Annotated in this window: 26 protein-coding genes; 14 read left to right on the forward strand and 12 right to left on the reverse strand. The window is 61.0% G+C overall.

Annotated elements, in window-relative coordinates:
- Positions 1-699: 699 nt before the first annotated feature.
- From EYW47_RS39475 to EYW47_RS39485, 3 genes are all read right to left on the reverse strand, one after another.
- The gene (locus EYW47_RS39475) at positions 700-1809 is read right to left on the reverse strand and encodes an S-(hydroxymethyl)glutathione dehydrogenase/class III alcohol dehydrogenase (RefSeq protein WP_133200220.1); all 1110 of its coding nucleotides are present in this window, start codon (positions 1807-1809) and stop codon (positions 700-702) included.
- 61 nt (positions 1810-1870) lie between these two features.
- The gene (frmR, locus tag EYW47_RS39480) at positions 1871-2146 is read right to left on the reverse strand and encodes a formaldehyde-responsive transcriptional repressor FrmR (protein ID WP_133200221.1); all 276 of its coding nucleotides are present in this window, start codon (positions 2144-2146) and stop codon (positions 1871-1873) included.
- Positions 2147-2238: 92 nt separating this feature from the next.
- Positions 2239-2439, reverse strand: a complete 201-nt coding sequence (locus EYW47_RS39485; protein WP_133200222.1) for a DUF2905 domain-containing protein — start codon at positions 2437-2439, stop codon at positions 2239-2241.
- 322 nt (positions 2440-2761) lie between these two features.
- Between EYW47_RS39485 and EYW47_RS39490 the strand changes: the two genes are divergently transcribed.
- From EYW47_RS39490 to EYW47_RS39520, 8 genes are all read left to right on the forward strand, one after another.
- Positions 2762-3520, forward strand: a complete 759-nt coding sequence (locus EYW47_RS39490) for a hypothetical protein (RefSeq protein WP_133200223.1) — start codon at positions 2762-2764, stop codon at positions 3518-3520.
- Positions 3521-3652: 132 nt separating this feature from the next.
- On the forward strand, positions 3653-4150 hold the full coding sequence (locus EYW47_RS39495) for a GNAT family N-acetyltransferase (RefSeq protein WP_133200224.1): 498 nt from the start codon (positions 3653-3655) through the stop codon (positions 4148-4150).
- 96 nt (positions 4151-4246) lie between these two features.
- Positions 4247-4393, forward strand: coding sequence for a hypothetical protein (locus EYW47_RS41230; protein ID WP_165976814.1), 147 nt, complete (start codon positions 4247-4249; stop codon positions 4391-4393).
- Between the two features lie 116 nt (positions 4394-4509).
- The gene (locus EYW47_RS39500) at positions 4510-6969 is read left to right on the forward strand and encodes a DUF3772 domain-containing protein (RefSeq protein WP_133200225.1); all 2460 of its coding nucleotides are present in this window, start codon (positions 4510-4512) and stop codon (positions 6967-6969) included.
- A gap of 169 nt (positions 6970-7138) precedes the next feature.
- On the forward strand, positions 7139-7666 hold the full coding sequence (locus tag EYW47_RS39505) for a DUF4142 domain-containing protein (protein WP_205710245.1): 528 nt from the start codon (positions 7139-7141) through the stop codon (positions 7664-7666).
- Positions 7663-7995 carry a cupredoxin domain-containing protein gene (locus EYW47_RS39510; protein WP_133200227.1) on the forward strand — a complete coding sequence of 111 codons (333 nt, stop codon included), beginning with the start codon at positions 7663-7665 and terminating at the stop codon, positions 7993-7995. The genes EYW47_RS39505 and EYW47_RS39510 overlap by 4 nt, the downstream gene beginning before the upstream one ends.
- Complete coding sequence (locus tag EYW47_RS39515) at positions 7992-8705, forward strand: RNA polymerase sigma factor (protein WP_377785302.1); 714 nt, start codon at positions 7992-7994, stop codon at positions 8703-8705. The genes EYW47_RS39510 and EYW47_RS39515 overlap by 4 nt, the downstream gene beginning before the upstream one ends.
- Positions 8706-8937: 232 nt before the next feature.
- Positions 8938-10008, forward strand: a complete 1071-nt coding sequence (locus tag EYW47_RS39520; protein ID WP_133200228.1) for an MBL fold metallo-hydrolase — start codon at positions 8938-8940, stop codon at positions 10006-10008.
- Between the two features lie 34 nt (positions 10009-10042).
- On the opposite strand, the gene EYW47_RS39525 is transcribed toward EYW47_RS39520, so the two are convergent.
- The gene (locus tag EYW47_RS39525; protein ID WP_133200229.1) at positions 10043-11068 is read right to left on the reverse strand and encodes an SGNH/GDSL hydrolase family protein; all 1026 of its coding nucleotides are present in this window, start codon (positions 11066-11068) and stop codon (positions 10043-10045) included.
- A 136-nt stretch (positions 11069-11204) separates the two neighbouring features.
- Positions 11205-11975, reverse strand: a complete 771-nt coding sequence (locus EYW47_RS39530; RefSeq protein WP_133200230.1) for a bestrophin-like domain — start codon at positions 11973-11975, stop codon at positions 11205-11207.
- 248 nt (positions 11976-12223) lie between these two features.
- Between EYW47_RS39530 and EYW47_RS39535 the strand changes: the two genes are divergently transcribed.
- Together EYW47_RS39535 and EYW47_RS39540 are read left to right on the forward strand one after the other, a co-directional pair.
- Positions 12224-12427: a hypothetical protein gene (locus EYW47_RS39535; RefSeq protein ID WP_205710244.1), complete on the forward strand. Its 204-nt coding sequence runs from the start codon at positions 12224-12226 to the stop codon at positions 12425-12427.
- Positions 12428-13335: 908 nt separating this feature from the next.
- The gene (locus EYW47_RS39540) at positions 13336-13542 is read left to right on the forward strand and encodes a DUF6494 family protein (protein ID WP_133200231.1); all 207 of its coding nucleotides are present in this window, start codon (positions 13336-13338) and stop codon (positions 13540-13542) included.
- Between the two features lie 240 nt (positions 13543-13782).
- On the opposite strand, the gene EYW47_RS39545 is transcribed toward EYW47_RS39540, so the two are convergent.
- The 6 genes from EYW47_RS39545 to EYW47_RS39570 form a co-directional block, all read right to left on the reverse strand.
- Positions 13783-14088, reverse strand: coding sequence for a DUF3303 family protein (locus EYW47_RS39545; protein WP_133200232.1), 306 nt, complete (start codon positions 14086-14088; stop codon positions 13783-13785).
- A 283-nt stretch (positions 14089-14371) separates the two neighbouring features.
- Positions 14372-16363, reverse strand: coding sequence for a sulfatase-like hydrolase/transferase (locus EYW47_RS39550; protein WP_133200233.1), 1992 nt, complete (start codon positions 16361-16363; stop codon positions 14372-14374).
- A gap of 413 nt (positions 16364-16776) precedes the next feature.
- Positions 16777-17472 (reverse strand): hypothetical protein, encoded by a 696-nt coding sequence (locus EYW47_RS39555; RefSeq protein ID WP_133200234.1) that lies wholly within the window; start codon positions 17470-17472, stop codon positions 16777-16779.
- 267 nt (positions 17473-17739) lie between these two features.
- Positions 17740-18333: a LysE family translocator gene (locus EYW47_RS39560; RefSeq protein ID WP_133200235.1), complete on the reverse strand. Its 594-nt coding sequence runs from the start codon at positions 18331-18333 to the stop codon at positions 17740-17742.
- A 156-nt stretch (positions 18334-18489) separates the two neighbouring features.
- A complete protein-coding gene (locus tag EYW47_RS39565; RefSeq protein WP_133200236.1) occupies positions 18490-19068 on the reverse strand; it encodes a cupin domain-containing protein in 579 nt (192 codons plus the stop codon).
- A 34-nt stretch (positions 19069-19102) separates the two neighbouring features.
- Entirely contained in the window at positions 19103-19897 is a 795-nt protein-coding gene (locus EYW47_RS39570) for a dienelactone hydrolase family protein (RefSeq protein WP_133200237.1), read from the reverse strand.
- Between the two features lie 38 nt (positions 19898-19935).
- On the opposite strand from EYW47_RS39570, the gene EYW47_RS39575 reads away from it, so the two are divergent.
- Positions 19936-20886 carry a LysR family transcriptional regulator gene (locus tag EYW47_RS39575; protein ID WP_165976816.1) on the forward strand — a complete coding sequence of 317 codons (951 nt, stop codon included), beginning with the start codon at positions 19936-19938 and terminating at the stop codon, positions 20884-20886.
- 123 nt (positions 20887-21009) lie between these two features.
- Here the strand turns inward: EYW47_RS39575 and EYW47_RS41235 are convergent, their stop codons facing one another.
- Entirely contained in the window at positions 21010-21156 is a 147-nt protein-coding gene (locus tag EYW47_RS41235; RefSeq protein WP_165976813.1) for a hypothetical protein, read from the reverse strand.
- A 155-nt stretch (positions 21157-21311) separates the two neighbouring features.
- Here EYW47_RS41235 and EYW47_RS39580 point away from each other — a divergent pair, with 155 nt between their 5' ends.
- The 3 genes from EYW47_RS39580 to EYW47_RS39590 form a co-directional block, all read left to right on the forward strand.
- On the forward strand, positions 21312-21887 hold the full coding sequence (locus EYW47_RS39580; RefSeq protein WP_133200239.1) for a cupin domain-containing protein: 576 nt from the start codon (positions 21312-21314) through the stop codon (positions 21885-21887).
- A 216-nt stretch (positions 21888-22103) separates the two neighbouring features.
- A complete protein-coding gene (locus EYW47_RS39585) occupies positions 22104-23270 on the forward strand; it encodes a porin (protein ID WP_133200240.1) in 1167 nt (388 codons plus the stop codon).
- 121 nt (positions 23271-23391) lie between these two features.
- A partial coding sequence (locus EYW47_RS39590) for an ABC transporter substrate-binding protein (protein ID WP_240764124.1) occupies positions 23392-24961 on the forward strand: 1570 nt, incomplete at its 3' end.

Raw genomic sequence — 24961 nt, forward strand, 5'->3', positions numbered from 1 at the left:
TCCTCAGATCATCCGTGTAATTCTCAACTCGCCTTAAACACGGAAATTCTGACACCCCCCTTTGCAGCGGCAAAGAAAAGTAGGCAAAAGAAAGCCGCTCAAACCGCTAGTGTGACGCAGTCCCCCACTGCCCTTTAATCGGAGTGGCTCCGGGGCGTCTGTCACCACGCGCCGTCACCCGGAGTGACTAAGGACTCATCCATCCGGCGGCGCTCCGCGCGCCGTGGGGCATAACAAAAACCAGTGGGACGCACACGTTTTCGTAGGACTCCCGCGTATTCGCTCGACGATACTCCCGCGCATTTGCAGGCAGCACGCCCGGTTTTCCTTGCAGACCCTTCCGCACGCGCGTAGCGCGCAGCGGGAGGGATGAGTCCTTTGTCACTTAGGCGGAGTGTGCGAGGTGACGGATGCTCCGGAGCCGCTCCGATTAGAGGGCAGTGGGGGACTGCGTCACACTGGCGGTTTGAGCCGCTTTCTTTTGCCTACTTTTCTTTGCGGCTGCAAAGAAAAGTAGGTGCCGCCCCGCACAGGGGCAACACAAATAGACCTACATGAAAACAAGGAAAGGCCAAAGCGCCATGAAGACCTACATGAAAACAAGTTAAGGCCAAAGCACCATAACTCACGACAAAAAGCCGTAAATCAACCACCGGGCCTTCCTCAAAAAGTCAACCTGAGCAAACCAGAAACACGCACTCAGTAGTGCACAACAGTCCGAATCGACTTACCTTCATGCATCAGATCGAAGGCTTCGTTGATCCCATCGAGATCCTTCGTATGGGTCACGAACGGCGCGAGCTGAATAGTACCGGCCATGGCGTCCTCGACCATACCGGGCAGCTGCGAGCGGCCCTTGACGCCACCAAATGCGGTACCCAGCCAGCGTCGCCCCGTAACCAACTGAAACGGCCGCGTAGAGATCTCCTGCCCGGCGCCAGCCACGCCGATCACCACCGACTGCCCCCACCCGCGATGCGCACATTCAAGCGCCGCACGCATCACATTGACGTTACCGATACATTCGAAACTGTGATCCACGCCCCAGCCGGTCATCTCGACAATCACCTGCTGAATGGGCTTCTCATAGTCTTTAGGGTTAATACAATCCGTGGCGCCGAACGCGCGCGCGAGATCGAACTTACCGGGATTGGTATCGACGGCGATGATGCGGCCTGCCTTGGCGATCTTGGCGCCCTGGATCACGGCAAGCCCGATGCCACCCAACCCAAACACGGCCACCGTATCGCCTTCCTGCACCTTGGCGGTGTTCTTCACCGCGCCGAGACCGGTGGTCACACCGCACCCCAGCAGGCAAACCTGCTCGGGGTTGGCTTGCGGGTTGATCTTGGCGAGCGAGACTTCGGCCACCACCGTGTATTCGCTGAACGTGGAGCAGCCCATATAGTGATAGATGGGCTGACCGTTATAGCTGAAGCGGGTGGTGCCGTCGGGCATCACGCCCTTGCCCTGGGTGGCGCGCACGGCCACGCACAGGTTGGTCTTGCCGCTCTTGCAGAACAGACACTCGCCGCACTCGGCGGTATAGAGCGGAATCACGTGGTCACCGGGCTTCACGCTGGTCACGCCTTCGCCCACTTCCACGACAATGCCGGCGCCCTCATGCCCGAGCACGACCGGAAAGAGGCCTTCCGGGTCGTCGCCGGAGAGCGTGAACGCATCGGTATGGCAGACGCCGGTGTGCGTGATCTTCACCAGCACTTCGCCCTTGCGGGGCGGTTCGACGTCGATCTCGACGATCTGGAGCGGCTTGCCCGCCTCGAATGCGACTGCGGCACGTGATTTCATAGCAATCCTTACAAATCGAATAGTTGACGAAAAACTGCGTGCGCGCGGCTTATGCCATGCGCTAGCGTAAATAGGTCCGCACGAGCGTCACGACATCGTCGATCGATCCCGACGCGGACTCCGTTGACCCCGTCAGTTGCGTGAACTCCTCGCGCAGATGGCTTTCGAGCACGCCCGCCATCACCCCGTTGATAGCGCCGCGGATGGCGGCCAGCTGCTGGAGCACCGGTGCGCACTCGGCGCCTTGTTCGAGCGCGCGCTCGAGCGCGTCCAGCTGCCCGCGAACCTTGCGTACGCGGGTGAGGACTCGTTTTTTTTCTTCAGGCGAATGGGGCATGACGTCACCGGAATCGTGATACTGGGAGGCAGTATAATGCAATACTGCCAGGGAGTATAGGGGCGAATTTCAACACCGTGCAAGCCAACGTATCAATGCCGCAAAAGCCACAGCAGCACGGATATCACGGCTGAAACCAGGATGCCGGTGACGATCGGGAAGTAGAAGTCGAGGCCATCGGTGACGATATGGACGTCGCCGGGAAGCCGGCCGAACGGGATGCGAACGAGCCAGCGCCACCCGAAGCCGGCAAGCACGCAAACGATGCCAACGACGATCAGGAAACGATTCATGGGGCGCGATCACCTTCGATAGCGGATAAACCCATGATAGGCCCGAGCGGGCGAACGGGGGAGTCCCGGAATCAGGCCCCAGGCATTCCCCTTATCCGGCTGTGCGGATTTGCATCGCCACCTCTGACGCCTTTCGCTACAACCCGTCTTCATCCCGCGGGAAATATTCATTATGCTTAAAAACGCCTGCCAACCTGAAATGCGATTGCACCGTCATTTTCCGAAGCGTATCTTGTGTTTGCATCGTGGGGATTTTGATGCGGAATGACTAACTGGGCTGAATTCTCAATGAATAAATGAATTCTGTGCAAGGGGGTCGATCATGCTGTCTTCAGGTAAACAAAAGCTTTCAGGCTATTCGCGAAATTTATTATCGAGAACACCACTGAGCGGATCGGTGAATCTGTTCGGCACCGGGGTCTCCCACCGCCCTGTTACAACGTTTGCTGAACTGAGACCAGGTGTATCAGAGACTCCCGTTCCTCTGAGCAAGGCGCTCTTGCGCACCACCTACGACAGGTTCGATGTACTCAAGCAAAAGAATGTTGGCTATTTCGATGACGTAGAAGAATTGCCGGAAATTCACGTCAGTTCGTTTCCTTACGTGAAATTTTTTATGGTGGGGAACACCTTGTGGGCAGCAGGGGTCGATGCAACGCATGCAATTCAGATTTTTGAAACGTTAAAAGTTGCCGCGGGTTATCTGGGTGTGACCACGGCAGAACTTGGCGATATCGCGTGCCTGAAAAATCTTAATCATGAATCAGATGATCCTGCAACCAATATCGAGCTTCATATGGACGTGATTGAAGCCCTGATCTCGCTCAATGAATACGATTCTGAATTATTCACCCACCTCGAGATAACGAGCCATAAAAAAAATTGGAAACTTCCACGCGAGAGACTTATCGAGCGAATCGAGGAATTGGACCTTGAATGGGAGGACAAGGATGAGAAAGTAACGACTGTCAGTGTCAGTAACTGTGGGCAACGCGAACTGCCCCACGACTCCAGTACACTCCGCATCGATCTGCAAAAAATTCGTGCTTCCGTCTCACGCCCAGGCGAAAAAGATCTATGACCGTTTGCGCAATCTGGCCAGCCCGAGCGCGGCCATCCGAACGCCTCCCGGCTGTCATGCACCCAGGCCGCAATGCTTTCGTGGCTACCGGGACGCGGATCGGCAACGGTTTTGTTCAGATGAAAAAGATCCATGCATATTCGCGTGAAATTGCGCCCATTCTCGATTGACGATGCCGGGCAAATTGCGGTGCTGTGCGCAAATCCCGAGTCGAGAAACTGGTTCCCGGCAGATGTGCGCCCTGCAGATCTGGACACCGCGCGGACGTATGTCAAAAGGGCGATCGACGATCGGGATTCTCAGCGTTGCGCCGCGTTCGCCATTGAAACGCTCGCCGCAAGCCAGTTGATCGGGGAAATCAGGCTGTGCCTGCGTGATGCGAAGCTTGCGTATTGGCTCGGCCTGCCGTTTCGCGGCAATCACTATATGGTTGATGCACTCGAGCTCGTTGCAAGGCACGCGCGCGACGAACTCAGGCTTGAATTTCTGTACGCCGACGTCATACGCGAAAACATCGCCTCGCGTCGTACTCTGGAGAAAGCGGATTTTCGGTTCCAGGCCATTTTCACGGACGATACCGCCAGGGCATGGAGACATGTCGCGTTGCTGCGATACAAGCGCATGCTCTAGCAGCGCGTCAGGCGCGTGCGTTGGTATCGCTTCCGGTGTGCTTTGCCGCGTTGCAGCCGGAGCCTCGATCCATCTCGCCGTATCGAGCCGGCAGGCGTGGCCTCTGCCGGCGCAGATACCCTGCGCGGGAAACGTATGCTGTCCCTGTTCGGCATCATGCTGTTTTTGCTGCGCCCGTTTCGCGCCGGCAATGTCGTGTTCGTGCCGAACAGTCAAATCTGGAGCAACCCCGTCATCAAATAAGGTTCCTTACCCCATCATCGGGGCCGCCTCATCGGGGGCACGCCATGGAACGGTAGTGCGCGCAGCAGTCAGGGCATAATTCCGTACGCAAACGCACTGTAATATTTGAAAGCTCAATGGCCTTAAAACGACTATCCGCCTTCGCGCGTCAGCTCGCGCTGATCGCGCTTTTGTCCCCGCTTTTGTCTCTCCTCCAGATCGCCCCTGCTTGGGCGTTTCCGGGCACCGGGAACGCCGCGAGTGCTAGCGCGGTGGACGCCGCGACGGCGCCCATTTCGCTGAACGACGCCCTCGCGCAGCTCAAGCAGATGCAGTTCAAGCAGGACAGCATCAAGCAGCAGACCTCGACGGCGACCAACAGCAAGGATCTCGACGCGCTGGCCGACGCAACCCAGCAACTGAGCGCCGACGTCGACAAATTGCGCAGCCAGCTCGTCCCGCTGCGCGCGCAGGTTCAGGCCCAGCTCGACGTGCTCGGGCCGGCGCCCGCCTCGGGCGTGACGCCCGGCACCCAGGCTGTCGCCCGCCAGCGCGACAGCCTGAGTGCGCGCAAGGACCAGATCGACGCCGTGCTGAAGATGGCGGACGACCAGAAGAGCAATCTCGACATTCTGACCGCGCAGTTTGCGAAGCTGCACCGTGGCTTGCTGAAGAATCAACTCGCACTGCGCTCGAGCGGCATTTTCAGCGCGCAGTTCTGGGTGCCGCTTTTGCATCGCTCTCCTGAAGATGGCCAGCGCCTCGACGCGTTCGACGCGCAAGTGCGCGCCATGCTGCACTCGGTCTGGACGCCGGGGCAGCGCGCGCTCACCTTGCTGCTGCTGGGCGCCGCACTCGCGATCTGGCTCGGGGGCCGCAAGCTCGTGCAGCGCGGGCTTGCATGGGTCTGCCTGCATAGCTTGCCCGCAACGCGCTTGCGCCGCAGCGCGCTCGCGCTGTCGACGGCCATCGCCACGTTGCTGGCGACGGGCGTCGCGCTCCAGGTCTTCTATCTGGCGCTGGCGCGCCACTTCGAACTGACCCCCGCGCTGAGCGACCTGTGGGACGAGCTCACGAAGCTCACGCTCACCTGCGCGCTGATCTCGGGGCTCGGCCGCGCGCTGTTGTGCACGCATCACCCGTCGTGGCGGCTGCCCTCGCTGGCCGATCCGGTGGCCCGCGCCCTGCGGCCGTTTCCCAGCACGCTCGCGGCGCTGCTGCTCGTCTCGGGCACCGTCGAGGCGATCAACCGCATCGTCGACACGAGCCTCTCGGTCACGCTGCTCGGCCGCGGCATTGTCTCGCTCGTGACCGCGCTGACCATCGGCGCGGCGCTGCTGCGCGCGAACCGCGTACGCAGCGCGCTTGCCGCGGCAGGCGAGGCGCCGGAATCGCACTCCACGGTCGCGGGGCTGATTCACGCGGGCACCGCGCTGGCGATCATCGCCTCGCTGTTCGCACTGGTGATCGGCTACATCTCTGTTGCGCGCTTCATTACCTACGAACTGGTCTGGTTTGAAATCGTGCTGTGCAGCATCTACATGCTCACGCAATTGAATCGCGATATCTGCGCGAGCCTCTTCAGCGCGAACCTGGCGACCGGCAAGCAGCTGAAGAATCTGCTCGGGCTCGACGACAAGCATCTCGAACAGGTGCAGACCGTGCTCTCGGGCCTTGGCACAAGCCTCTTGATGCTGCTCGCGGTCGTGGCGCTGCTCACGGGCGGCTTCGGCACGACGCCTGCGGACCTGATCAATAGCTTCATTGGCATCATTGGCGGGCAGCGCCTGAAGAGCCTCAATATCATGCCCGGGCGCATCACGAACGCCGTGATCGGGCTCACGGTGGGCATCTACCTGCTGCGCTCGGTGCGCCGCTGGCTCGACAGGGAATTCATGCCCGCGCTCGGCATGGACTCCGGCATGCGCATGTCGCTCATCACGCTGTTCACGAACGTGGGCTACGTGCTGCTGGTGCTGATGACGCTGTCGCTGCTCGGCGTGCGCTGGGACAGCCTCGCGTGGATCGTGAGCGCGCTCTCGGTCGGTATCGGCTTTGGCCTGCAGGAGATCGTGAAGAACTTCGTCTCGGGGCTGATCCTGCTGACCGAGCGCCCGGTGAAGGTGGGCGACATGATCAGCATTGCGGGCGTGGAGGGCGATATTCGCCGCATCAACGTGCGCGCGACCGAAATTCAGCTCCCCGACCGCTCGACGATGATCGTGCCCAATTCGCAGCTGATTTCGCAGAACGTACGCAACGTGACGATGGGCGACAGCACCCAGGGCGTGGCCACGCTGGTGCTGACGTTCCCGCTGGACACCGATCCGGAGCAGGTGCGCGACCTGCTGCTCGATGTCTATCGCGAGCACCCTGCGGTGCTGGAGGCGCCCGTGCCCTCGGTGATGTTCAGCCAGCTCACGCCGGACGGCATCACGCTCAGCGTGACCGGTTATGTCGGCAGCCCGCGCATCGCCACCTCGACCAAGAGCGATCTGCTGTTCGCCATCCTGAAGCAGTTGCGCGCCGCCGGAATCACGCTGGCGAATCCTCGCACGCTGCTGGTCCAGAACGTGCCGACGAAGAACGACGCGTAGCAACCACTAGCGCGCGTCTGATACGCGCGAGGCGAGCCGCAAGCGGGAACAGCCTTGCGGCTCGCGACATCTATTGCCTCGAATGCCGGGAAAGTACCGGCTCGCCTGGTCGACTCGCACCAGGGAGACCCTTCCACGCTTCGAGGAGAGACACATGAAAGCCGCAAGCATGCCGCTGGCCGTCGCGCTCGCATTCGCGTTCGCGCTCGCGCCCGTACCAGGTGAGGCGCAGAGCCAGGGGCCCACCGATCCCCAGATTGCCGCGATCGTCGTGGCCGCGAATCAGGCCGACATCGATGCGGGCAAGCTCGCCGAATCGAAAACCCATTCGAAAGATGTCGAGGCGTTCGCGCAGCGCATGGTGGCCGACCATACCAGCGTGAACCAGGCGGCGGTCAGCCTCGTGCAAAAGCTCGGCGTGACGCCCCAGTCGAACCCAACCAGCGACAGCCTCAAGCAAGGCGGTGAGGCCAATATCGCGAACCTCAAGTCGCTCAAGGGCGCGCAATTCGATCGTGCCTATATCGACCACGAGGTGACCTATCATGAGCAGGTCATCGACGCGCTCGACAAGACGCTGATCCCCAGTGCGCAAAACGCCGAATTGAAGGCGCTGCTGGTGAAAGTCAGGCCAGCGTTCGTCGCGCATCTGGATCATGCGAAGCACGTGCAGGCCGCCTTGGCAAAAGCGCAATGAGCCGCTTGCCGCACGTCTGGATGGGCGTCTGCGCGATCGTGCTCGTGGCCGGCGCGCCACCGGCGGCCGCGCGCAACCATGTCGTGACGATCGCGCAAATGCGCTTCGACCCGCCCACCGTGAACGTACATCGCGGCGACAGCATCGTGTGGGTCAACAAGGATCTCGTGCCCCATACCGTGAGCGCCGACGCAAAGACGTTCGATTCCGGCAGCATCGCGCCCGGAGCGTCATGGCGATACGTCGCGCGCCAGCCCGGCGCGCATCCGTACCAGTGCCGGTTTCATCCCACGATGCGTGGCACACTGATCGTCGAGCCGAAACCATGAACGGACGAGAGGCCGCAATGGCCGATGTGTACTCCAGCGGATTGACCGATGCCGACGCGGAAATTGTGCGCCGCATCGTGTCGGGCGATCTCGCGGCCTTCGAGTTGTTGATGCGCCGCCACAACCGCCGGCTATTCCGGCTCGCGCGCGCCACGCTGCGCAACGATGCCGAAGCGGAGGACGCCTTGCAGGACGCGTATTTGAAGGCGTTCAACGCGCTCGCGCAATTTCGCGGCGATGCGGCGCTCGCGACATGGCTCTCGCGCCTCGTGCTCAACGAGTGCTTCGGCAGGATGCGTCGCGAGGCGCGTCGCCAGAACCTGATGCCGACGCTGCTCAATGGCGCCGACGACGAGCAGATGGCTTTCGATATGGACCCGACGAACGTTCACGACGACTTTGCACCCGACCAGGCGGCCTCACGCGCCGAGATCCGCGCGTTGCTCGAGCGCAAGCTCGACGCGCTGCCCGTGGGTTTTCGCACGGTATTCGTGCTGCGCTCGGTCGAGGAGATGAGCATCGAAGAAACGGCGCAGTGCCTCGGCATTGCCGAAGCCACCGTGCGCAGCCGTCACTTCCGGGCCCGGCAGATGCTGCGCGATTCGCTGGCCGGAGAAGTCGACTCTCTGGGCCCGGCGCTATTCGAATTTGGCGGCACGTGCTGTGACCGTATTGTTGCGGCCGTGCTCGCGCGGCTGCGCGAGCGGTAGCGCGGCCCAGCGGGCGAAAGCGGGTTCGCCCGAGTCAGTCGAATGCAAGCGCCAAGCGTGCGCTCCCGAACGCTCGCGGGCGCATTGAATCCGCATGCTTGACCGTTGAGTGTCTTCGTCTGCGAAAATCGGGGGAGAATTGGCACAAGCGCGCGAGCCGGCTGTCATCATCCAGGCAGAGACCGGATGATGGCGGCGGGGACGGCGCACCTTTTTTCCTGCGAGGTCCGCGATGATCTTTCGCCAGCTTTTCGACGCCGTATCGTCCACGTATACATATCTGCTCGGCGATGCCGAAAGCGGCGAGGCGCTGCTGATCGACCCCGTCTACGAGCAAGTGCCGCGCGACCTGGCTTTGCTGCAAGAGCTGGGCTTGCGGCTTCAGGCGACGCTCGACACCCATGTCCACGCCGACCATGTGACGGGCGCGTGGCGCTTGCGCCAGCGTTGCGGCAGCGAGATCGCGCTCGCCGCAACGGTGGGCGCCGAGGGAGTGAGTCGCCCGCTGCGGCATGGCGATCGCGTGGCCTTCGGCAAGCGCCACCTGGGCGTGCGCGCGACGCCGGGGCACACGAGCGGCTGCCTGACCTACGTGCTGGACGACGAGCGCATGGCCTTCACTGGCGACAGCCTGTTGATTCGCGGCTGCGGCCGCACCGATTTTCAGGGTGGCAGTCCGCAGCAGCTGTTTACTTCCGTGCGGGAGCAGATCCTGACGCTGCCCGGCGACTGCCTGCTCTATCCGGCGCACGATTATCGCGGCATCACGGTCACGAGCGTGGCCGAAGAGCGGCGCTTCAATCCGCGCCTGGGCGGCGACGTCGATCTCGGCGACTTCGCGGGCTATATGGACAACCTGAATCTGCCGCACCCCAAACAAATGGCCGTCGCGGTGCCGGCCAACCTGCGCTGCGGCAAGCCCGAAGGCGAGGCGCCGGTGGCCGAAACGCCCGATTGGGCGCCGCTGATACTGCGCTTTAGCGGCGTATGGGAAATCGAGCCCATGGCGCTGCTCGAGCATGCGGCGAACTTCCAGATCGTGGACGTGCGCGAGGCGCCCGAGTTCATCGATCGCCTGGGCCACCTGCCCGATGCGAGGCTGGTGCCGCTTTCGCAGTTGATGGGCCGGCTCGACGAACTCGACCGCGAGCGGCCCGTGGTGGCGGTGTGCCGCTCGGGCGTGCGCTCGGCCCAGGCCAGCGTGCTGCTGACCAAGGCGGGCTTTGGCAAGGTGGCCAACCTCGCCGGCGGCATGCTGCGCTGGAAGGCCGAGGGCTTGCCCGTTGCGACGGACAGCGTTTGATCGAGTCCCTGTCACGCTTTCGCGCTTTCGCTTTTTAGTGGCCGAGTCCCGACTGGGCAATCTGCTGCTCCACGAATTGAGCGAAGAGGGCGTGCAGATGCGTCGTCGGGTGGAGATCGTCGGCGAACATATACGTCTGGTCCGCATTGGGCGTGACGTAGGTGGGCGGCGAGCACAACAGGGCAGTGTCGTCCGGGGTTTTCGAGGGATCGCAGGCCTGCGCCGTGTTGGATACCGTAAAGCCGTTCGCCTTGTAATTCGCGATCGCCTGCGTGGTCCACGTGTATGAATCGATCTCGATGACCTTGCCTTGCAGGCCATCGCTCTGCAACGCGGCGTTCAACGTCGTGTTGAAGAGTTGGGACAACTGAGTGAGGTTCGCACCGCCGTCGGCTGCGGCGAGGCCCTTCGGCGAGAGGCCGATGTTCGGCACATTGACCACCACGACGTGCGTGGCGCCGCCCTGGACGATCTGCCCGACGATCTGTGCGAGCGCGGTGGCCGCCTGCTGCACGGTCGCATTGGCCGCTGGCGGCGTGCCGGCCCGAAGCACGTCGTTCGCGCCGGCCCAGACGAGCACCAGTTGACCAGCGTTGAAATTGCCGTGAGCGGACAGGTAGCTTGAAACCTGCTGATTCACGGGCATTTCGATATTGCCGATCACGTCGGTGAGGAAGTCATACTGGTTGGCCGGCGTGGCGACCGTGGAGCCGCCCTCCGCGTAGCCAAAACCGCCTTGCGCGCTCAGCCGGTGATCGATGCTGATCGTGAACGCGGCGTTCAAGGTGTCCCCGTAATGTTGCGCGACGTCCTGGGTCCACACTTGCCCGGGATTGGTCGTGAAGCGGCCGCCGCCCACTGCGCCGGCGAGCGGCGCATAGGTGCCTACATCGGAAAGGCTGTCGCCAAACGAGACAATTTGCAGTTGCACGCCGCCGGGCGGATTGCTTGCGGTGCTGCCCCCACCGCTGCCTCCGCCGCCGCCACCGCCGCAAGCCGCGAGCAGTGCAAGCAGGAGTGCAGAAATTGCACTGCGCACGCCATTGCCGATTCGTCCCATCGCGCCTCCCCGCCGCTCAGGGCGGCTGCGTCCGCGTGGCTCGCGTCTCGCCAGCCGCTCCGCGGACTCGTGGAAGGAGAGGAGGCAAAAAGAGTGCCCGCCCCGGCGGGCTGGGGTTCGTCCGTCCGGAACCGGTTCAGGGCATCGACGCCAGCGATTGCTGCAAGCTGATCATATTGATCGGCACGACGCGAATCAGGCCGCCGCGCGGGCTATCGATATCGGCGATCAATGAAAGCGAAAGCGCCACGGTAACGGGCAATACGAACAGCAGCACGCGCCGGCCGGTCGCGCCGCGCGCGCCGTACCCCTGCATGAGATTGCTGAAAAACGCGATCGCCATCATCAGCCCCCACGCGGACACCGGAATGCGATTGGACCAGGCGGCTTGCGTATAGCCCTGCGTGTTCAGCACGTCGTTCATGCCCGATACCACCAGCGCCGAGATGGGCGTCGGCCGCGCGAGGGCCGGGCCGCGCACGCTCGTCCACAACTGCGCCTGCAATTCGGTGGTTTTGTTGTTGATGGTGTCGAGCTCGCGGCCACTGCGTGTCTTGTAGTACGCCATGCGCAGTTCGAGATACTGCGCCAGCAGCGCCTTGACTTTTGGCGCGTCGGCTTCGCCGATCAAGTCGGCGCGCACGTACTCCGTGCCAATTGCGTTGGCTTCTTCTTCCTCGTAATTCTTGCGCTGGTCATAGCGGCTGACGGCCATCGAGAGCGTAAAACCGATCAGGAGTGCGAGCAGCGTGAGCGTGGCGCCCTGCACGACGTTGTAGTTCTCCCGTGCTTCTTCGGAGAGCGGAAAGACGCGTTGCATGACGAGTGCGCCAATTGCGGCGGCCACGCTAAGCAGTGCAATCAGCGCGATGAACAGGTATGCGGGGTGGTGAATGAGCTGCGCCATCTCTTTTCCTCGAGATTTATGTCGTATTAGGGGAGGGCTGTGCGGATTTTACGGTAAATGGCTCTTTTCGGGTTATCGATTCGTTTTTGGGGAAGCGATAGATGCGAATGGAATATTAGAATGGTTTCTCTATCGATATTGCCCCAAGGGGCAATGAAATTACCCCTATCCCCTATAACCGGCACGATGCGACGTTCCAGAATATTCCGGGTCTCTGGCAGTTCTCGGCGTTAGTCGATACGGGCTGGGTGCAGCAATACAAGAATACGTTCGTTCCCGGACCCAACACGGGACAGTTGAGCAGTGCAGGCTTCGGCGTGCAGTGGAACGGGCCTTACAAGCTGCTGGTGAGCGCCAGTGTGGCGTTTCCGTTTGGCAGGACGCCGGAGATTCTCAGCGCCAATGCCAATACGTCCGTGTATTGCTGGGTGCAGATGCGCAAGGCGTTTTAGGGGGAGTGCGCGCTGGGGCGGGGCGGTTGAGGCGACCGGGGGGCGGTGGCTGCTGGGCCGTTGCAGCCAGTCGCCATCCCTCGACCAGTGCGGCACGTAGCGGAGTACAGCGGCCAGTCGTGAAATGAAACCAATGACCAGTTCTTGGCCTTGGCTGCCGTTGGAAAACATTCGCGCTTCGTGAGCGGCAGCTTTGTGGCGTCATAGCTCAGCGGTCCGCTGGCCACGAAGAGACTTTCGGCATGCCGTTTCGAATGACCGGAACCTGGTCGACAATTGTTATCGGCAATACGTGGTCCCAACGTTCAGCGCGCTTACCGGTCGCTTATGTGTCTATGGCCTTTTATGCCTGGGTGCTTCGTTTTCACCCAGCCTAGCAGCAAGACGCCAGAAATTCCGCTTAGACCGATAATGATTGGCCAGAATTTGGCAATGACGATTGAGCTCATGATTGCAGCGCTCCTTGAGAGAAAGACGACCGCTTCTGCACCGAATTCGTCCACTTCGGCGTTTCTCGTATAGCGCGCGTCAAGACAAGGATCATCGTTTTTCGGGTATCAGACAGTGCCTTGCCGCACATCCGCACCACGCTCCCTGGCCGATCTCGGTCAGGAAACTTCTGGTCTTGGCCTCTTTTCGCTCGCTGAAGGGCGAGTCGTAGCTGGCTAGTCCCGACGCGGCCGGCCGTAGCCGCCCCATTCACGCTGGCCGCCATGTGAGCGGTTCAAGGGCAGGTAACGGAGTGCTCCAGTCATTCACGCCGCCTTTCGACTTCCTGGATTCCGGCGAACAATCTGGCTTGACGAATCTCGCGTGTTTTACGCGCATACTCGAGGCAGACGGGCACCGCACGCGCTCTCCGTTACGTCATCGCAGCAGGCACCCTTCCCCGGAGACTGGAGATCCAAATGAATGACGACACCTTCAACCTCAGCGTACGCAAGTTTTTGAAAATGGTTGGCGTTAGTTCGCAGCGTGAAATAGAGCACGCAGTCGCCAGGGCGATTGCCAGCAACGCGATTGCGGGCAATGAATTCTTTCCAGCAAAAATTACGCTGGAAATCCCTGGGCTCAAGCTGAAAGTGGATTTCGAAGACGAAATCAGGCTTGAGTAAGGGGGCGAACACTACGCTCGGAGAAAGCGTTTGCCGGGAGTCGATTCGCGCTCGCCGGCACGTTCCCGGCCGTTACTGCCCACGTGAGGGGCAGCCGTCGGACCGGCGAAAGGACTGTCTCGAGTCGGCAAGCTTCCGGTTCTGGGTTTCGAGGGCGAACGAGCACAGGATAGTTCAGAGATCGTGTCCCATCGCGAACGGTGTGTGCCGCAGCCTGGCTGCCGCGGCATGCACCTTGTGCTATTTCCACTTTGAGCCGATTGCCTCCAGGCCGGCTTTCTGCAGGTCTTCCGCTCCCATCACGACGCGAAACTCGCAGTCGGCATTGAACGTGAGAAACCACGGCTCTGAGAATGCGGGAATCTGCGACGGGTCATCAAGGTTGATCACGAGGATTGCTCCGCGTCCGCCGCTTTGCTCGGTAAACCAGGCCGCTTCCGGTTTCACTGCTTCGAGTATTTTCGCCATGACGGACCCGATGGTACCGTCACGCACGAAAGCATTGAATGGCTCGTGGGGAATTCGTATGGTCAGAAGCATGCGCATGGACATTCTCCTAGGATGAGGCGCGGAAAGAGCCTTTCAACCATAAGAGATCCCGGCTGTTCCTTTAGTGGCTTAGGCAACACTCATCACGCATTGGTGCGCGGCGGTGCCGAGCATCGGAGACCCGAACCGTCTCGCATTGCTCCCGGCGCCGACGCTCGCAACTTTTCCTGGACGGCGGAAGCAGCCCAGCTCCATGTTGATCATTGAGGTGTGCCGGGTCCTGCCTCAGCCGCCAGTTTTTGCGGATTGCCGATGGTGCTGGCGGTTGATGGCTTCGAGCTCAGGATTCACAGTCTCGCGGCGTGGGTTGTCCGGGAACCGTCCCACTTTGCGGCACGAGCCGCTTGGCACATCGCTGCTGATCCAGCAACTGGGCGAGTTGGCGCCGCTGCGCCTCATAGCGCACGTCGTCAACGAGATTGGCGAGCTCCATGGGGTCGTCGGTCACGTTGTACATTTCATATTCATGGCGGTGCGGCGTTGACTTGACTGTGACCGTGTACGGAATCGGTTGCGGACCCACGTCCGGGCGGTGATACGGGGGCGGCGCGGGAGTCGGCGTCACCTGGCGAAACACCACGTCGGCGACGTTCGGGTAATTGGGATCTCTGCGATCGCCTGGGTCGCCTGGCGTGCTCCAGAACTGCGGATTGTCGAAATAATGTGTGTACTTCCAGACCTTCCCGTCCGCGAGGCGGGCGATCACCGATTCGAGGTGATTGGGCTGCACGACGGAGTCGTATCCAATACCGGTCCAGTTATCCTGGTTGAGTCCCCGGCTCGGGTCATCGTCGGTCATGAAATAAAGTGGATCATTGACGCTTTCCGGCGTGACCTCGCCCAGCACGAGCGGCGCAAGATTGCGGCCGACCAGCGGCAGCGCATCGGAGTGATCTTCGGTGAGTTGCTTCTGGATGGGTTCGGGGTCGATGCCCGCGAGTCCCAGTAGCGTCGGAAGAAGGTCCACGTGACTGGTTAGTGTGTCGACTGTGCGCGGATCCGGAAACAGCGTCCGGTTGTAAACGATCAGCGGGACGCGGATTGCCTCGTCATAGGCCGTGTACCACTTCTGATGCATGTTGAAATGCGAACCGAGCAGATCGCCGTGGTCCGAAGTGAAAATGACGATCGTATCGTCGGCGAACCGCGAAGCGAGCAGCGCCCGAAAGACGGTCATCATCTGATCGTCGACGTTCTTCTGCAACTGGTAGTAATAGCGGAAGTACTGCGCGAGCGTGACCGGGTCATTCAAGATTGGCTGCATCCACTGCTTGTAGCTTTCCTGATAGGACGCCTGAGCCGAGGGCTTCTTCGACAGGTCGTCGCTTTGCGTCTGGTTGAACCGCTCTGGGTCGAACAGCACGGTTGGCACGTAGGGATGAACGGTGAAATCGAAATCTCCCGCCTTTCCGGTGTTTGCCCATAGGCCCCAGAGCGTGATGTCGTGGGGATTGACGAACGAAGCCACGATGAACCACGGCGTCGCGTTGCTGTCCTTCTCGAGCTGCTGGATCAGGTCCCTGGCCTGCTGCGCGAAGCCGACGTCGCGGCCCTGCTTGCCTGGGGGCACGGAAGAGCCGCTATTGAGCGGTGATTTGCCGTGTGGCTCGGGACCGATCCAGCCGCTGAAACCAAAGCGATCGAGGCGCTCGGCATTACCGTAGAGCGCTTGAGTGTCGCTATCGGGGGCGCCGGTGCTCGAGTTGTAGCTCAAGAGCTGGGTATGTGTGCCCGGAATCAGCATGTCGGCGTCCGAGGCATGCCATTTGCCGCGCCAATATGTCGAGTAACCCGCGGCGCGAAAGTAATCTCCGAGCGTGGGGACGCCGCTGGGGTCGAGCCAGAACACGTCCGGATCGAAGGACTCCTTGGCCGCGCCGGTGGTCTGTGAGACGCCATGCAACGAGGGATACTGTCCTGTGTAGATCGACGCGCGGCTGGGCGTGCACGCGACCGATGCCGCGTAGTGTCGCTGGAAGTCCACGCCATTGCGGCGCAGCAGGTTCTGCGTCTGGAGATATTTTTGACGGAAAGCCTGAGTTTGCGGCGACTCGTAGACCGGTGGAAAGCGGTTTTCGTCGCACATCAGGATCAGGAAGTTCGGCTGCTTGCGGTGGGTGGGGGTAGTGGACGCCGTTGCGGCAAGCGCGCCGGGAAGCGCGCCGCTGGCGGCAGCGAGTGCCCCGGCGGCGCCGTTAAGGAGGAAGCGGCGACGCGAGACGTCGCTCACATCCCCGGATGCCGGCGATTCTGACGGGTCGTGATCCTTCATAGGGCCTCCGCTCCTGGCGGTATCACATCTCTACAATGACATGTGAGGCAAGGCGGTTACTGCACACCGCCACAGCTACGAGACGCCAGGAGGTCCCCGGCGCGATGCAGCTGGAAATCTCGACCAGCAATTAGAAAAAGCTTAGGCGACCAGATCGCTCGACTTTCAGTGATGTGTGGGCCGCCGCACACAGACTCGAGCGCAGCAGGTATATCCGGCGGCTTAAAAAATCTGACGATTCGAATGGGGGGGCAATAATCGTTGGCTGCCTTGCCATCCCGTACGGGTGGATAGCGACGATGGCTGAAATGCGCGCACAGGTGCGCCAGGTTATCGGGCAAGTCCCGGCGCTAACCTGGTGTTCGGGTTTTGTGAACGTGAATAATGGATTTTGACCACAGAGTCCCCATCCATCAGGGCGCAAGTTTAAACGCAGCCAATTCGATATTATGGGTCTCAGCCTGGTCATTGAGGTACAACGTGTAAACCTCCTTAATGATTTTCTTTACGCTGGGCGCATACCAATAGGTTGCGCTGAATGGCGCACTGTACAGGCGATCAAGCTGCTTTGCATTCGTCCCCCGGCTCTCTATTTTGTAGGCGTCAAATGATCCAGCAGGTACTTGAACGCGCCCGAATGCAACAACTTCGGCGTGCCCACTCACGTCAAGGGTTCCAGACGTGAAACGCCGGATATGATGAAAATCCCAAATTTTTCCGACCGTCATTGGAAAGCTAAGGTATCCGTTGCTTGGCTCATACGTTGTCCCGTTACCATCTCGCGTCATGTTTGCCTGATTGTCGTAATCGACTTCTTTTGAGGGGGCGCCGTTCCACGAAGACGACAACGTCGTCTGTTTCTCCGTGACTGCTACCACCGTCAGAACAAAGGGAGTTCCGGGCTTGGAGTCGGCTCTTTCCCATAGCAGTGTCCATGTGTCCCCGACCTTGTAGATCGGGGCAGCAGTCGTGGGCGCACTTGGCGTAGTTGGCGCACTTACTGGCTCTTGAGCCATGACGGGGCTTGTCAGGCAGCCGAGCAACATCGCGGCATAGCAAGACCGCTTCACAAACATCGACAGGTATGCCGCCACGACGAGCGTTCTCATGGGGAAACCTCCTGGCTGGCATAACACGCGAACATCCAAAGGCAGCGGCGCCATGGCGTATGGGCCAGGCGCCCGACAATGTTCCCTCGGACGTCGGTGCAGTTTGGTGCTCTGTCGAACATACTCAAAGTGTTCGCGTGTGGCCAACAACGCGTGCTCTCGTGCCAGTTCCTTCGGCTGCTTCTGGATTTGACCATCAGTCTTCCGACACACTGCCGAACGCGGTTTCGTGGCCGAACGACTCGGCAAGCGGCGGGACCGGCATGGCTATTTCCAGGTGGGGATCACGGATACGGCGAGCAGCATGCCCATCGCAAGATTGAGAATGCGCCAGTGATACGACGTTCGAAACAGCCGGGCAAAGAGTGCACCGAGCGCGCACCACAGCGCTAGCGACCCACATGCGGCCAGGCCGAATGTCGCGCCGAGCAGCGTCGCAAGCCGGGTGGGACTGTTCGTAAGCAACGCGAAAGACGCCGCCGCGCCAACCGTCATCGCCCAGCTTTTCGGATTGAGCCACAGCAGCAGGAAGCCGTTGACCAGCGTGGCCGGCCGCGCGGGGCCGTGGCCCGCGTTCGGCGGCCCGCTTCGCGCGATCCGCCACGCGAGCCAGAGCAGATACGCGGAACCGAGCATCTTCACCGCCGTTTGCAGCGCGGGCATCGACAGCAACAGACTGCCAAGCCCGAGCGCGGCAACGGCGGCTAGCAACGCGAGACCCGTCGCGATGCCGAGCATCAGCGGAATCGAGCGCACAAAGCCAAAGCGGGCACCCGACGCGGTGGCGAGCGTGGTTGCGCCGCCGGGCGTCACGGTCGCAACGGCGACGAACAGAAAAAGCGGAAGAATGGAGGAAGTCATTGGCACGCATCCGGATGATCGAGGCTTGCACTGTATGAATTGCCGACGCATCATCAAAGCCAATATGACTGATGCTATTCATTACACAGCCTGATGCATCAATGACCCGAAACCTCGGCACAATGAAAACGGCACCTCCAAAGAGGTGCCATCCCGTTACGGCTGGTGCGGGCGATTTCCCTCCACCATGTGGAAGACGTGGCCGATGGGCTCTTCCCAGATCAGATTGCGCTCCATCGCACGTGCGGGCATGTCCTGAATCACGTATTGGATCGCGGGCTCCGTGCCGGTGTTGATGTGCTCGTGGCTGGCCATCGGCGGACAGGCGAAGGTATCGCCGCGCTTCCAGTCGAATCGCTTGCCGTCGAGGATCGAGTAACCCTCGCCCTGCATGATGTGGTACAGCGCGTACGAGCTATGACGGTGCGCGATGATGTGCTCGCCCGGATTGAACCCCTGAATGCCCAGAAAGATCGACGGGAATACGCCGCCCGCTTCGCCCGTATCGCCATGGACCAGCGAAATAAAGCGGCGATCGGCATTGCGCAGCGGGTCTTTCAGCACCACATTGAGCCGCTCCACCACATCCTCCCAGCGCCAGATGGCAGGACGCAAGTTCTTCTTGACGAGGAACGGATAGTACTCGTCGTCCGTCATCATCTGGGCCCACTCGGTCCGGTCGACAACTTCCGTTACCGGCGACGTTTCGAGCTTGACTGCGTTTTCTTGACTCATTTGTGTCTCCTTGAGTGAAATGAGCGTGGTTTGGCTAGTGCGCGCCGAGGTGGCCGCGCAGGTGCCAGTTCAGGAAAATTCGCGTGCGCTGCCAGGCGGCGCTCGACGCAGCCGGCCTGAAAATCGCGGGCCGGAACCATTCGTCGAACGCGTGTGGCGCGCCGTTGTAGATGAAAAGCTCGTACGGTTTCTGGGCCGTGCGCAGCCGGCCAGTCAGACCGTCAATCTCCTCACGGCTCACGAGACGGTCCCAGTCGCCGTAATGGCACAGCAACGGCGCTTTGAGCGAATCGGCGACATCGACCGGTGCTACGGGCTTGCGCTCGCTGCGAGCCGCATAGCTAAGCTGTCCGTAGTAATCGACCGCGCAACCGACAGCATGTTGTGCGCCCGCCAACACGGCATAGGTTCCACCGATACAGAAACCAAGCAGCCCCACTTTCGAAAGCGGGAAGCCTTCGCTGCGCGCCCACTCCAGAATCTCTCCGAGATCCCCGAGCACACGCCGGTCATCCAGCGCGGCCACGGCCTCACCAATCCGTTGCGGCGTAGAGAGATCCGGGACCGCGCCCTCCCGACCAAAGTAGTCGAGCACCGCAACGGTGTAGCCCTCCGCGCACAGGTTCTTCGCCCGCGTGACGACGTAGTCGTTGACGCCCGCGATTGCTGCCAGCATCACAACGAGTGCCGGTACGGCTTGTGTGTCCTGGACTGGCCGCAAAAGGTGGCATGACGCGCCACCGGGAAACGAAATTCGTTCTATACCGCCGCTGTTCATGGTGTGTCTCTCCTCGTTCATTGGCCTCAAGTGTTGCGGGAACGGTCTCATGGCACAATGCCGATGATTTAGTTCTCACTATTCATCGAATGAATAATCCTGCTCCGTCTCTCGACTTGAAGCGGCTCGTCGTGTTCCGTGCGATATGGGATCATCGGAATGTCTCCCGAGCCGCCGAGGCGCTCGGCGTGTCACAGCCGACCGTCAGTCATGCTTTGCGCGCGTTGCGGGAGCATTTCAATGACCGGTTGTTCGTGCGCTGTGCCGGTGGCGTGATGCCGACGCCGTTGGCCCAGTCGCTGGCCGAGCGGATTGCCAACGCCTTGATCGCGCTCGAACAGGGCCTCGAGATGCGCGATCAGTTTGATCCGCGCACGAGCCGCAAGGAGTTCACGATCGTCATGACCGACATCGCCGTCGCGATCATCCTGCCGCGGATCATCGACATCTGCCGCAGCGAGGCCCCATTCGTCAGCTTCAAGACGATCGAGTTACCGACGGAATCTGTGCTGTCGACGCTACGTGAAGGCACGGCGGATCTCGCCGTCGAGTTCAATCCAGCGCTTCACACGAGCCTGCTTCACAAGCCGTTATTCAAGAGTGAATATGTGTGCATTGTCAGCTCGGAGCATCCGCGCATTGGACGCCGCCTTTCGCGCGTCGACTTCATGCGAGAGCGTCACGCGGTGGCCCAGGCGCAGGGAACCGGACACTACGTGGTCGAATCGACACTGCAGCGTCTCGGGCTGGTGCGTCAGATCGGCGCCAGGGTGCCGCATTTCCTGGCACTGCCATTCATCATTACTTCGAGCGACATGATCGCGACCATCCCGCGCCCACTCGCTGAGGTGATGCTCCGTGTCGCGCCGGTGAAGATCTTTCCGGCGCCGATCCGACTGCCGAAGCCGACCATCGAGATGCTGTGGCATGAGCGGCTGCACGATGACATGGCCGCAAGCTGGCTGCGCGAACTTCTGCCTCGCGCGATGCAGCCCATCTTCGCCTCCGGCTTCAGTGGATTCGGTCACGCCTCAGAGTGACCCTGCAGTCGCCCCGCGAGGGAGGCGAAGCAATGAGCGCCGTTCAGGTTCCTGTCTTGAACGTCCCCTTTGGCTGAGTTGTGCTCGTCGCTCGTCCGTCAGGTTCCGGAGTCCAGCAGCCGTTCAAACGGCCTTCAAAACCTGGATGTCAAGCGCCTGGTCGGCCACCAGCCGCTTGAGTCGCTGGTTTTCCTCCTCCAACTGCCGCAATCGCCGTGCTCCTCCTCGGGCGGTCTGCGGATCGCGCTGGCACCAAGCTTTCAATTTCATTTTTTGTCAGATCGTCCATTACAGTGACGGCGCGGAACTCGCTGACGCACTGTTTTGGCCTCGGTTCATATTAGGTAAATCCCGACATGGCGCAATAGCATCAGACGAGATTAACTTCTATCAAACATTTTTTGACGACAAATTTCGTTCCTGATATGGTTTCTAGAAGTGGGAAGCAGGACCCGGCCGCGCTGGCGCTCGGCGAAAAAATCCGTGCACTGCGCCAGCGGCTGAGCCAGACGCTCGATCAGACGGCAACGGCGGCGGGTATTTCGAAGCCGTTTCTGTCCCAGGTGGAGCGTGGTCTGGCTTCGCCTTCGTTGACCTCGCTCTCGGGCATTGCGCGGGCGTTGGGCGTGACGATGCAGTACTTCGTCGAGACGCCATCGGAGCAACGTTCGGTCAAGCGCGGCGATCAGCTCGAATTTTTCGGCTTCGCGAATTCGGCGAACCTGTTCGCCCGACTCACGAATACGGCGGGAGGACGCCAGCTCGAATCGATCCTTGTGCGCCTGCCTGTGGGCAAGGCGCGCTCGGAAGTCACCACGCACGCAGGGGAGGAGTTCCTCTACGTGATCGACGGTGAACTGTCGCTGGAGCTGGAGGGCAAGGCGTTTGTGCTGCACACAGGAGACTCGGCACATTATCAGTCCACGGTGCCGCATAGCTGGGGCAACAACGCAGGCAAGGAAGCCGTGGTCGTCTGGGTAGGGACGCCGCGGCTGTTCTAATCGGGGGAGTGCCGGAACATTCGAGACATCGGGGGCTTCCCTAATTGAAATTATAAGGATGACGAAGTGAAGGACCTTCACCTGCTGATAACGCGAATATGACGCTGGCCATTCCGGCTTGAGGCGGCGCGCGGGCTGTGTGCCGTCATCCGCATTCGAATACAACAAAACCCGTTCCAATCATTCCAAAAATTACTTCTGGTCATTGAAATACAGATGAAGAACAGCAAAATCAAGGTCAGCGTCATCGCTGTCGCCGCTTTCGCAGCATCCTCGGCAGCAATGGCACAGTCGTCGGTCACCCTGTATGGCATGCTCGACGCAGGTATCAGCTACACCTCGAACGTTGGTGGCCACTCGCAGGTCGCCCTCGTTGGCGGTGCTTCAGGTTCGAACAAGTGGGGCATCCAGGGTCAGGAAGACCTCGGCGGCGGCCTCAAGGCAGTCTTCAAGCTCGAAAATGGTTTCAACATTGCGACCGGTGGCATCGGCGGCCAGGGCCCCATTGGCTCCTCGCGTTCGCTGTTCAACCGCCAGGCTTTCGTAGGCCTCGCTTCGGACCAGTACGGTACCGTGCGTTTCGGTCGCCAGATCGACGCCGTGACGGAAATGGTTCAAGGCCTGACGGGCGACGCCATTTCGGCGTCGACATTCTCGACCCCGGGCGACGTGGACAACAACGACAACACGACGAACCAGAACAACGCGGTGAAGTACATTTCGCCGGTTTTCCACGGCTTCCAGGCTGAAGGCGCGTACTCGTTCGGCGGCGTTGCCGGTGCCATGGGTTCGGGTCAATCGTGGTCGGTGGCTGCGGACTACGCTCAGGGTGGTCTGACGGTCGCTGGCGGCTACTTCAAGGCTGTAAATCAGGGTGAGGCCGGCTGGCAGAACGCAACGGCACAACCGTCCTTCGGCGGTGCGCTGGGCTATCCGAGTTCGGGTTACAACGGTGGCAATGCGTTCAAGAGCGCGGGCATCGCTCAAATCGCTGGCCAATACCAGTTTGGTCAGTACACGGCTGGCCTGCGGTACTCGAACGCTCAATACCAGGGCAACGATGGCCAGGCGTCGATTCACTTTAACGTGATCGGTGGCCTTCTGCAGTACCAGGCAACCCCGGCGCTGTCGCTGGCTGCCGGATACACGTATGTCTACGGTTCGCAAGCCACGCCTGAGCAAGCCGCTGAGGGCCACACGATGGCTTCGATCAACCAGGTGTCGCTGGGTGCTACGTACGCGCTGTCGAAGCTCACCTCGGTCTATGTTATGGGTGCCTACGTTCATGCTCAGGGCGCTCAGGCTTCGGCTGCTGACTTTGGCAATACCGCGTCGGGTGGCAATCAGGTTCAAGCCAACGTTGGCATGTACCACCGATTCTGATCGCAGGTTCGGAATCCCGGGGTAGTGGACGCATTACCTCGGCAAAGAAACCCCCGCTAGTGAACTGCACCTCAAGCGACCAGCACATCATTGTTCCGGCTGGCGCCGAATCGGAGAACACATGAAACAAGATAAACTGTTGCGTGTCGCACGACTGACATCTCTCGTGGCGCTCGCAGCGGCATCGATTGCAGGAGCCCCCCTCGCGCACGCCGCGGGCAGCATTCCGAACAAGACGCTCGTCTATTGCTCGGAAGGCAGCCCCGCCGGCTTCGATCCGGCCCAATATACGACCGGCACCGACTTCACCGCGAACACGTTCACCGTCTACAACCGCCTCGTCGAATTCGAGCGCGGCGGCACCAAGGTCGAACCGGGTCTCGCGCAGTCGTGGGACGTTTCCCCTGACGGCAAGACCTATACGTTCCACCTGCGCCACGGCGTGAAGTTCCAGACCACGTCGTTCTTCAAGCCCACGCGCGAGTTCAACGCCGACGACGTCGTGTTCACGTTCGACCGCATGCTCGATCCGAACAACGCGTTCCGCAAGGCGTATCCGGTGTCGTTCCCGTACTTCACCGACATGGGCCTCGACAAGCTGATCGCCAAGGTCGAGAAGGTCGATCCGTACACCGTGAAGTTCACGTTGAACGAGCCGAACGCACCGTTCATCCAGAATATGGCGATGGAATTCGCCTCGATCCTCTCGGCTGAATACGCGGATCAGCTGATGAAGGCCGGCAAGGCCGCCGACATCAACCAGAACCCGGTCGGCACGGGCCCGTTCATCTTCAAGAGCTACACGAAGGACGCGACCATCCGCTTCGACGGCAATCCGGATTACTGGAAGGCAGGCGAGGTCAAGCTCTCGAAGCTGATCTTCTCGATCACGCCCGATGCGAGCGTGCGCGTGCAGAAGCTCAAGCGCGACGAATGCCAGGTGATGAGCTATCCGCGTCCGGCGGATATCGCTCCGCTGAAAGCCGAGCCGACCATCGCGATGCCCTCGCAGCCGGGCTTCAACCTCGGCTATCTGTCGTACACCGTGACGCGCAAGCCGATGGACAAGCTCGAAGTGCGCGAAGCGCTCGACATGGCGATCAACAAGAAGGCGATCATCGAGTCGGTGTACCAGGGCGCAGGCCAGGCCGCGACCAACCCGATGCCGCCCACGCAATGGTCCTACGACAAGAGCCTCACGGCGCAGGCGTATGACACTGCGAAGGCCAAGGCGCTGCTCGCCAAGGCGGGCTTCCCGAACGGCTTCGAGATGACGCTCTGGGCGATGCCGGTGCAGCGCGCCTACAACCCGAACGCGCGTCTGATGGCAGAAATGATCCAGGCCGACTGGGCCAAGATCGGCGTGAAGGCGAAGATCGTCACGTACGAGTGGGGCGAGTACATCAAGCGCGCGCACGCGGGCGAGGACGACTCCATGCTGATCGGCTGGACGGGCGACAATGGCGACCCCGACAACTGGCTCGGCACGCTGCTCGGCTGCGAGGCCGTGAACGGCAACAACTTCGGCAAGTGGTGCTACAAGCCGTTCGACGAGCTGGTCCAGAAGGGCCGGCAGACCTCGGACCAGGCACAGCGCACGAAGTACTACACGCAGGCGCAGCAGATCTTCTCGCAGCAACTGCCGTTCTCGCCGATCGCCCACTCGACCGTCTATCAGCCGGTCAGCAAGA

The sequence above is a fragment of the Paraburkholderia silviterrae genome (assembly GCF_004353915.1).
GTDB classification, from domain to species: domain Bacteria; phylum Pseudomonadota; class Gammaproteobacteria; order Burkholderiales; family Burkholderiaceae; genus Paraburkholderia; species Paraburkholderia silviterrae.

Excerpts from the sequence above, each read along its gene's own strand:
- EYW47_RS39515 (WP_377785302.1), top strand. The coding sequence starts at position 7,992 with ATGAACGGACGAGAGGCCGCAATGGCCGATGTGTACTCCAGCGGATTG.
- EYW47_RS39490 (WP_133200223.1), top strand. The coding sequence starts at position 2,762 with ATGCTGTCTTCAGGTAAACAAAAGCTTTCAGGCTATTCGCGAAATTTA.
- EYW47_RS39520 (WP_133200228.1), top strand. The coding sequence starts at position 8,938 with ATGATCTTTCGCCAGCTTTTCGACGCCGTATCGTCCACGTATACATAT.
- EYW47_RS41235 (WP_165976813.1), bottom strand. The coding sequence starts at position 21,156 with ATGAAATTGAAAGCTTGGTGCCAGCGCGATCCGCAGACCGCCCGAGGA.
- EYW47_RS39485 (WP_133200222.1), bottom strand. The coding sequence starts at position 2,439 with ATGAATCGTTTCCTGATCGTCGTTGGCATCGTTTGCGTGCTTGCCGGC.
- EYW47_RS39500 (WP_133200225.1), top strand. The coding sequence starts at position 4,510 with ATGGCCTTAAAACGACTATCCGCCTTCGCGCGTCAGCTCGCGCTGATC.
- EYW47_RS39510 (WP_133200227.1), top strand. The coding sequence starts at position 7,663 with ATGAGCCGCTTGCCGCACGTCTGGATGGGCGTCTGCGCGATCGTGCTC.
- EYW47_RS39580 (WP_133200239.1), top strand. The coding sequence starts at position 21,312 with ATGGTTTCTAGAAGTGGGAAGCAGGACCCGGCCGCGCTGGCGCTCGGC.
- EYW47_RS39585 (WP_133200240.1), top strand. The coding sequence starts at position 22,104 with ATGAAGAACAGCAAAATCAAGGTCAGCGTCATCGCTGTCGCCGCTTTC.
- EYW47_RS39495 (WP_133200224.1), top strand. The coding sequence starts at position 3,653 with ATGCATATTCGCGTGAAATTGCGCCCATTCTCGATTGACGATGCCGGG.
- EYW47_RS39565 (WP_133200236.1), bottom strand. The coding sequence starts at position 19,068 with ATGAGTCAAGAAAACGCAGTCAAGCTCGAAACGTCGCCGGTAACGGAA.
- EYW47_RS39475 (WP_133200220.1), bottom strand. The coding sequence starts at position 1,809 with ATGAAATCACGTGCCGCAGTCGCATTCGAGGCGGGCAAGCCGCTCCAG.
- EYW47_RS39560 (WP_133200235.1), bottom strand. The coding sequence starts at position 18,333 with ATGACTTCCTCCATTCTTCCGCTTTTTCTGTTCGTCGCCGTTGCGACC.
- EYW47_RS39570 (WP_133200237.1), bottom strand. The coding sequence starts at position 19,897 with ATGAGACCGTTCCCGCAACACTTGAGGCCAATGAACGAGGAGAGACAC.
- EYW47_RS39505 (WP_205710245.1), top strand. The coding sequence starts at position 7,139 with ATGCCGCTGGCCGTCGCGCTCGCATTCGCGTTCGCGCTCGCGCCCGTA.
- EYW47_RS39540 (WP_133200231.1), top strand. The coding sequence starts at position 13,336 with ATGAATGACGACACCTTCAACCTCAGCGTACGCAAGTTTTTGAAAATG.
- frmR (WP_133200221.1), bottom strand. The coding sequence starts at position 2,146 with ATGCCCCATTCGCCTGAAGAAAAAAAACGAGTCCTCACCCGCGTACGC.
- EYW47_RS39555 (WP_133200234.1), bottom strand. The coding sequence starts at position 17,472 with ATGAGAACGCTCGTCGTGGCGGCATACCTGTCGATGTTTGTGAAGCGG.
- EYW47_RS39550 (WP_133200233.1), bottom strand. The coding sequence starts at position 16,363 with ATGAAGGATCACGACCCGTCAGAATCGCCGGCATCCGGGGATGTGAGC.
- EYW47_RS39545 (WP_133200232.1), bottom strand. The coding sequence starts at position 14,088 with ATGCGCATGCTTCTGACCATACGAATTCCCCACGAGCCATTCAATGCT.
- EYW47_RS39525 (WP_133200229.1), bottom strand. The coding sequence starts at position 11,068 with ATGGGACGAATCGGCAATGGCGTGCGCAGTGCAATTTCTGCACTCCTG.
- EYW47_RS39575 (WP_165976816.1), top strand. The coding sequence starts at position 19,936 with ATGAATAATCCTGCTCCGTCTCTCGACTTGAAGCGGCTCGTCGTGTTC.
- EYW47_RS39530 (WP_133200230.1), bottom strand. The coding sequence starts at position 11,975 with ATGGCGCAGCTCATTCACCACCCCGCATACCTGTTCATCGCGCTGATT.